Here is a 7702-nt window from a genome sequence, read left to right on the forward strand (position 1 = left end):
AGACATGCCGGTATCGGTCACCATGCCGCGGCTGGGTGAAAGCGTCACCGAGGGCACTGTCACACGCTGGCTCAAGCAGGAGGGCGAGCGGGTCGAGGCGGACGAGCCGCTGCTCGAGGTCTCCACCGACAAGGTCGACACCGAGATCCCGTCGCCGGCCGCCGGCGTGCTGTCGCGCATCGTCGTCGGCGAGGACGAGACGGCCGACGTCGGCAGCGAACTCGCGGTCATCTCGGGCGACGGCGAGGACGCCGGCGGCGCGGCCCCGGCACCCGCCCAGCAGGCGCCCGCCCAGCAGGCGCCGGCCCCGCAGCAGGCTGCCCCGCAGCCGCCGGCGCCCGCGGAGCAGCCCGACCCCGAGCCCGCCGCGCTCACCACCCCGTCGATCGCGAAGCCGGTCGAGCAGGAGGCGCCGACGCCGCAGACCGGGCAGGCCACCGGTGACGGCGTTGCGGTCAAGATGCCGGCCCTGGGTGAGAGCGTCACCGAGGGCACGGTCACCCGCTGGCTCAAGCAGGTCGGCGAGACGGTCGAGGTCGACGAGCCGCTGCTCGAAGTCTCCACCGACAAGGTCGACACCGAGATCCCGTCGCCGGTCGCCGGCACGGTCATCGAGATCAAGGTCCAGGAGGACGAGACGGCGGACGTCGGCGCCGACCTCGCCATCATCGGCACCCCGGGCAGCGCCCCGGCCGCCGAGCCCGCCCCGTCGGCGCCCGCGCCGCAGCAGGCCCACGCGCCCGAGCAGGCCCAGGCGCCGCAGCCTCCGGCCCCGCAGCAGCAGAGCCCGCAGCAGGCTTCGCCGGCGCCCGCGCCGCAGCAGGCCGCGGAGCCGGCGATCGAGTCGAAGCCGGCGCCGGCGGTCGAGCCCGGCAGCTCCTACGCCGACCCGGCCCCCGCGGCCGAGACGGCGCAGAACCCGTCGGCCGCCGAGCGCGCGGCCGAGCCGGCCCCGGCCCAGCCCGCCGGGCCCGCCGCCGAGGCGGTCAGCGGCAACGGCGCCGGCGACGCCGGCTACGTGACCCCGCTGGTCCGCAAGCTGGCCGCGGAGAAGGGCGTGGACCTGGCGTCGATCACCGGCACCGGGGTCGGCGGCCGGATCCGCAAGCAGGACGTCATCGAGGCGGCCGACGCCGCGGCCAAGGCGGCCTCCGCGGCTCCCGCGGCGGCCTCCTCCGGAACCCCGGCCACGGGAGCGCCCGCGGCGAAGCCGGCGCCGAGCCCGCTGCGCGGCCGCACGGAGAAGCTGACCCGCATCCGCGCGACGATCGCCCGCCGCATGGTGGAGTCGCTGCAGATCTCCGCGCAGCTCACCACCGTCGTCGAGGTGGACGTCACGAAGATCGCCCAGCTGCGCAGCCGGGCCAAGGCCGACTTCCAGGCCAAGCACGGCGTCAAGCTGTCCTTCATGCCGTTCTTCGCCCTCGCCGCGGTCGAGGCGCTGCGCCAGCACCCGGTGGTCAACTCCTCGATCGACCAGGAGGCCGGGACCGTCACGTACCACGACGGCGAGCACCTGGGCATCGCGGTCGACACCCCGAAGGGCCTGGTCGTCCCGGTCCTGCGCGACGCCGGCGACCTCAGCCTGGCCGGCCTGGCCAAGCGGATCGCCGACGTGGCGGAGCGCACCCGCAACAACAAGATCAGCCCGGACGAGCTGTCGGGCGGCACCTTCACGCTGACCAACACGGGCAGCCGCGGCGCGCTCTTCGACACGCCGATCATCAACCAGCCGCAGGTCGGCATCCTCGGCACGGGCGCGGTGGTCAAGCGCGCGGTGGTCGTCGACGACCCCAACCTGGGCGAGCTGATCGTGCCGCGCTCGATGGTCTACCTGGCGCTGAGCTACGACCACCGGATCGTGGACGGTGCCGACGCCGCCCGCTTCCTGGTCACCATGAAGGAGCGGCTCGAGGCCGGCCAGTTCGAGGGCGACCTCGGCCTGCACGGCTGACGCCGCCGAGGATCCGGTCCTTCCGACTGGGCCGCAAATCACAGAGAAGGGGCGCTGCGGCGCCCCTTCTTCTGTTTTGAGCGGGTTCGCGGTCGGGAATGATGGGGACATGCGGATCGTCATGGCCGGCTCGTCGGGTTTCCTGGGCACCACCCTCGCCGAGCGGCTGCGCCGCGGCGGGCACGAGGTCGTCCGACTGGTCCGGCGCCCCGCCGAGGCGCCCGACGAGGCCACCTGGAACCCGTCCGGCGGCCAGCTCGACCCCACCCTGCTGGTCGGCGCCGACGCCGTCGTCAACCTGGCCGGCGCCGGGGTGGGCGACAAGCGCTGGACCGCCCGCTACAAGAGCCTGATCCGCAGCAGCCGGGTGGACAGCGCCGGCACCATCGCCCGCGCGATCCGGCTGCTGAGCACCGAGGACCGGCCCCGGGCGCTCCTGCAGTCGTCCGCCGTCGGCTGGTACGGCGACACCGGCGACCAGGAGGTGACCGAGGAGGCGCCGGCCGGCACCGGCTTCCTCGCCGACGTGTGCCGGGTGTGGGAGGCCGCCGCCCGCCCCGCGGAGGACGCCGGCACCCGCGTCGTCCTGCTGCGCACCGGACTGCCCCTGGACGCCCACGGCGGCCTGCTCAAGCCGCAGATGCCGCTGTTCCGCCTGGGCGCCGGCGCCCGGCTGGGCGGCGGCAAGCAGTGGGTGCCCTGGATCGCCCTCGACGACTGGCTCGCCGCCGTCGAGTTCCTGCTGCGCCGCGACGACCTCGCCGGCCCGGTCAACCTCGTCGGGCCGCAGCCGGTCACCAACGCGACCTTCACCCGCACGCTGGGCAAGGTCCTGCACCGCCCGGCGGTCCTCCAGGTGCCGGGCATCGCGCTCCAGGTGGCCCTGGGCGAGTTCGCCCACGAGGCGCTGCGCAGCCAGCGGGCGCTGCCCGGGGTGCTGGAACGGGCCGGGTTCCCCTTCGCCCACCCCACCCTGGAGTCGGCCCTGCGAGCCGCCGTCCGCGACGACTCCCCCGCCGCCGCCTGACAGCCTGCCCGGCCGGGAGCAGGGCTCCACGCCGACGTGGCCGGCCGGGGCCGGGGCGACCGGGCATGCCGGGCCGTGTGCGGTCTTGCTAACCTGCGGCTGGTGTCCGTCGTCGCCGCAGCCCCGTCCGAGTCCGCCGAGCCGCCGGCACCGTCATCGGCCCGCCGCCGCTCCGCGGGCTGGCGCTCGCATCTGATCGTCGCGTTCGTCGCGGTGGCCGTGGCCGGATACGTGACCAACGGCCTGTGGCGTGATCCCACCGGGCACGGCCTCGCCGAGAACCTCGGCGACCAGGCCTTCTTCGAGTGGCTGCTCGGCTACGGGGTGTACACCCTCGGGCACGGCGCGGATCCCTTCTACACCTGGCTGCTCAACGCGCCGCTCGGGGTCAACCTCGCCGCGAACACCTCCATCACCGTCTACACGACGCTGTTCGCCCCGCTGACGTTCCTCGCCGGCCCCCCGGTCAGCTTCGTGACCATCCTGACCCTCAACCTCGCCGGCTCGGCCTTCGCCTGGTACCTGTTCCTGCAGCGGTTCTTCGTCGCGCACCGGGCGGCCGCGGTGCTGGGCGGGTTCTTCTGCGGCTTCGCGCCCGGCTTCGTCTCGCACGCCAACGGCCACCTCAACTGGTCGGCCGGTTGGGTCGCGCCGGTGATCCTCTGGTGGGTGCTGCGGCTGCGCGAGCCGGGGCGGTGGCTGCGGCACGGCCTGATCCTGGGCTGCCTCGTCGCGGTGGGCTTCTCCATCGCCGCCGAGGGGCTCTTCTTCACCGCCCTCGCCAGCGGCGTCTTCGTGCTCGTCTGGTCGCTGGTGCCGGCGACCCGCGCCGAGGCCCGGGCGGCGGCACCGACCATGCTCGCCGGGCTGGGCGTCACGGCGCTCACCGCGGGGCTGCTGCTGGCGTACCCGCTCTACATGCACTTCGGCGGGCCGCGGACCTTCACCGGCACCGGCTTCAACCAGTCCTACTTCGCCGAGGACCTTGCGGCCTACTTCGAGTACCCGACCCTGTCCCTCGCCGGGTGGCTGGGGCACGCCAGCAAGCTGGCACCCAACCAGACCGAGGAGACGTCGTACTTCGGCGTACCGCTGATGGTGCTCGCGGTCGTGGCCGCGGTGACGCTCTGGCGGTACGCGGCACCCGGCCGGCGCGCGACGGTGGCCGCGGTCTCGACGGTGGGCCTGGTCTTCCTGGTGCTGTCCTGGGGGCCGAAGCTGAAGCTCTACCAGGAGGAGACCGACGTCACGCTGCCCTACGAGGCGCTGCGTCACCTGCCGCTGTTCGACTCGGCACTGCCGGCCCGGCTGGCCCTCGTGGTCGTCGGCGTGATCGGGATCCTGCTCGCCCTGACCGCCGACCGCCTGCTGAGCACCCGGTTGCGCCTGCGCACGCGCGCCGCCTGGGGGGCCGCGTTCGCGCTGGCCCTCGTACCGCTGCTGCCGGTGCCGCTGCCCACCAAGGAGCGGGCGGTGGAGCCCGCCTTCATCGCGGACGGGATCTGGCGCGACTACGTCGGCGACAACGGGGTCATGACCGCGCTGCCGTTCGCCACCACCGACACTCAGGACGGGCAGCGCTGGCAGGCGTACACGATGGCGCGCCGCGGCCCGCAGTTCCGGATGCCCGGCGGCTACTTCCTGGGCCCCGGCGGCCCGAACGGCACCGGGCGCATGGGCGCGCCGGCCCGCCACACCGACTGGATGTTCTTCCAGGCGGGCTACTACGGGACCGTCGCCGCGATCGACGACGCCGCCCGCCGCCAGGCCCGGGAGGACTTCGCGTTCTGGGGAGTCGAGGCGGTGTTCCTGCCCGAGCAGATCACCGGCTCGCACACGACGCTGTTCCGTTCCGCGGTCGAGACCACCGCCACGGACCTGCTGGGTCAGCCGGAACGCGTCGGGGGGGTGCTGCTGTGGCGCATCCGGCCCGGCATCGACCCCGTCGACCGGGACGGCGGCGCCTGACGGCCGGGGGCGGGCCTCGCCGCAAACGGTGGCGGCACGCGGTGGTCGCGGCCGTCTGTCTCGGCGCGAGCGTCTGGGTGACCTCCGGGCTGTGGGCCGACCCGCTGGGGCGTACGGTCGCCCACAACGAGGGCGACCACGCCTTCTTCGAATGGCTGCTCGGCTACGGCGTGCGGATCGTGACCGCCGGCGCCGACCCCTTCCACACCGATCTGCTCAACGCGCCGGTCGGGGTGAACCTGGCCGCGAACACCTCCGTCACGGCGTACGCGGTCGTCTTCGCCCCGCTGACCCGGGTCGCCGGACCGCAGATCAGCTACGTCGTGATCCTCACCCTGAACCTCGCCGCCTCCGCCTTCGCGTGGTACCTGCTGTTGCGTCGGCACGCCGTACGGCACCGGGCCGCGGCCGTGCTGGGCGGGCTGTTCTGCGGCTTCGCCCCCGGCTGGGTCTCGCACGCCAACGGCCACCTCAACTGGACGGCCGGGTGGCTGGCGCCGGTGATCCTCTGGTGGGTGCTGCGGCGGCGCACCTCGCGGCGCCGGCTCCGCGACGGCATCGTGCTCGGGGTTCTGCTCGCCGCCGGCTTTCTCACGGCCGCCGAGATGCTGATGCAGATCGCGCTCGCGACCGGCGTGTTCGTGATCGTGTGGAGCTGCGGCCGGGTCACCTGGCCGCAGGCCCGCGCGGCGGCGCCCGCCGCGCTCGCCGCGACCGCGGTCGGCGCGCTGGTCGCCGGTGCGGTGCTCGCCTACCCGCTGTACCTGCACTTCGCCGGGCCGGGCTCGTTCCGGGGGAGCGCGTACCCGCAACGCCTGTTCGCCGAGGACGCGGCCGCGTACCTGGTGTGGCCGGACCGGTCGGTCGCGGCGCTGCTCGGGGTGGCGCGCGGCGACCTGGCGCCGAACCCGACCGAGGCGACGTCGTTCTTCGGTGCCCCGCTGCTGGTGCTGGTGCTCGCCGGCACCGTGCTGCTGTGGTGGCGCGCGGATCCCGCGCGCAAGGCGCTGCTGCGCGCGCTCACCGTGGTGGGTCTGCTGTTCGCGGTGCTGTCGCTCGGGCCGCGGCTCCGCTGGCTCGGCGAGGATCACGACATCGCGCTGCCGTACGCGGCCCTTACCGGCCTGCCGCTGTTCGACGCGGCGCTGCCGGCGCGGTTCGCCCTGACGGTCGCCGTCGTCATCGGTACGACGCTGGCGCTGCTCGCCGACCGGCTGCTGAGCCGGCCGCCGGCGATCCACCTGCGGGTGCCGGCGGTCGTGGCGCACGCGCTGGCGCTCGTGCCGCTGGTGCCGACCCCGGTCCCGACCGTGGAGCGCACGGCCGAGCCCCGGTTCGTCGCCGACGGCACCTGGCAGCGGTACGCCGCCGACGGCGAGGTGATCACCGCACTGCCGCACGGCTCGGCCGTCGCGCCGGACGCGCAGCGCTGGCAGGCGTACACCATGGCCCGCGGCGGACGGCAGTTCCGCATCCCGGAGGGCTACTTCCTGGGCCCCGGCGGCCGCAACGGCGCCGGGCGGGTCGGTGCGCCGGGGCGGCGGGCCGGCGGGATGTGGACCCGCACGGCCGTCACCGGCCACCGGTACGACATCGACAACCGGGACCGGTACACGGTGCGCAGCGACCTCGCGTACTGGAAGGTGCGGGCGCTGTTCGTGCCGGACCGGATCGTCGGCAAGGACGGCACGCTGTTCCGGGAGTCCCTGGTGCACACCCTGACGGAGTTGTTCGGGCCGGGCGAGCGGGCCGGCGACGTGCTGCTCTGGCGGGTGCGCCCCGGCATCGACCCGGCGCCGGTACCCGGCGACGGACCCGACGGCCCGCCCCGGCCGACGGACTAGGCTGGGGTGGTGACGACTTCCACGTTGCAGGTCCTGCGTCCGGGCCTGGTCGACTACCGCGAGGCCTGGGACGAGCAGCGGCGCCTGCACGAGGCCGTGGTGGCGGGCGAGCGGCCCGACACGATCCTGCTGCTCGAGCACCCCAGCGTCTTCACCGCGGGCAAGCGCACCGAGCCGACGGACCGCCCGGTCGACGGCACCCCGGTCGTCGACGTGGACCGGGGCGGCAAGATCACCTGGCACGGGCCGGGCCAGCTCGTCGGCTATCCGATCGTCAAGCTCGCCGACCCGGTGGACGTCGTGGCGTACGTGCGCCGCATCGAGCAGCTGCTCATCGACGTGTGCGCGGAGTTCGGCGTGACCGCGGAGCGGGTCGAGGGCCGCAGCGGCGCCTGGGTCCGGGCCGACGACCGGGGCCCGGACCGCAAGGTGGCGGCGATCGGCATCCGGGTGGCCCGGGGCGTCACCCAGCACGGCTTCGCCCTCAACTGCGACTGCGACCTGTCGCACTTCGACCGCTTCGTCCCCTGCGGCATCCGCGACGCGGGCGTCACCTCGCTCACCGCGGAACTGGGCCGCCCGGTGACCGTCGCGGACGTCCTGCCGGTGGTCGAGCGACACCTGCCGACGCTGCTGTGAAGCTCTACAACAACCCCCGCGACAAGCGCGTCTTCGTCCCCAACAAGGCGGGCGGCGTCTCCCTCAACTTCGGCCACCCGATCGCCTGGTGGATCCTCATCCTCATGACGATCCTCCCCCTGGCCATCGTCGCCGGCGTCACCATCGCCGTCCTCGCCTGACTGTGAGGCTGGTGGTGTCGGCTCATTGATGATGGGCTGGCGGCTGGCGGCGGTGGACGTGACCCCTCGCCTGACTGGCTTCGTGCCTTGGAGTGGACTTGTCCGTCTG

General features: G+C 74.3%; 6 protein-coding genes. All 6 read left to right on the plus strand.

The features are described 5' to 3' along the window. The first annotated feature begins 4 nt into the window (after nucleotides 1–4). The 6 genes from sucB (at nucleotide 5) to IEY99_RS11280 (ending at nucleotide 7593) form a co-directional block, all read left to right on the plus strand. Nucleotides 5–1954, plus strand: a complete 1950-nt coding sequence (gene sucB, locus IEY99_RS11255; RefSeq protein ID WP_189202054.1) for a 2-oxoglutarate dehydrogenase, E2 component, dihydrolipoamide succinyltransferase — start codon at nucleotides 5–7, stop codon at nucleotides 1952–1954. A 109-nt stretch (nucleotides 1955–2063) separates the two neighbouring features. Then, on the plus strand, nucleotides 2064–2981 hold the full coding sequence (locus IEY99_RS11260; protein ID WP_189202056.1) for a TIGR01777 family oxidoreductase: 918 nt from the start codon (nucleotides 2064–2066) through the stop codon (nucleotides 2979–2981). 102 nt (nucleotides 2982–3083) lie between these two features. Beyond that, nucleotides 3084–4949, plus strand: coding sequence for a glycosyltransferase family protein (locus IEY99_RS11265; RefSeq protein WP_189202059.1), 1866 nt, complete (start codon nucleotides 3084–3086; stop codon nucleotides 4947–4949). Nucleotides 4950–4990: 41 nt separating this feature from the next. Next, the gene (locus IEY99_RS11270; protein ID WP_189202061.1) at nucleotides 4991–6793 is read left to right on the plus strand and encodes a DUF6311 domain-containing protein; all 1803 of its coding nucleotides are present in this window, start codon (nucleotides 4991–4993) and stop codon (nucleotides 6791–6793) included. A 9-nt stretch (nucleotides 6794–6802) separates the two neighbouring features. Further along, complete coding sequence (gene lipB / locus IEY99_RS11275; RefSeq protein WP_189202063.1) at nucleotides 6803–7432, plus strand: lipoyl(octanoyl) transferase LipB; 630 nt, start codon at nucleotides 6803–6805, stop codon at nucleotides 7430–7432. Next, the gene (locus tag IEY99_RS11280; protein ID WP_189202065.1) at nucleotides 7429–7593 is read left to right on the plus strand and encodes a peptide ABC transporter substrate-binding protein; all 165 of its coding nucleotides are present in this window, start codon (nucleotides 7429–7431) and stop codon (nucleotides 7591–7593) included. Before lipB ends, IEY99_RS11280 begins: the two co-directional genes overlap by 4 nt. The last annotated feature ends 109 nt before the right edge of the window (nucleotides 7594–7702 follow it).

The organism is Couchioplanes azureus, from assembly GCF_014648355.1.
Classification (GTDB): Bacteria; Actinomycetota; Actinomycetes; order Mycobacteriales; family Micromonosporaceae; genus Actinoplanes; species Actinoplanes azureus.

Excerpts from the sequence above, each read along its gene's own strand:
- sucB (WP_189202054.1), top strand. The coding sequence starts at position 5 with ATGCCGGTATCGGTCACCATGCCGCGGCTGGGTGAAAGCGTCACCGAG.
- IEY99_RS11260 (WP_189202056.1), top strand. The coding sequence starts at position 2,064 with ATGCGGATCGTCATGGCCGGCTCGTCGGGTTTCCTGGGCACCACCCTC.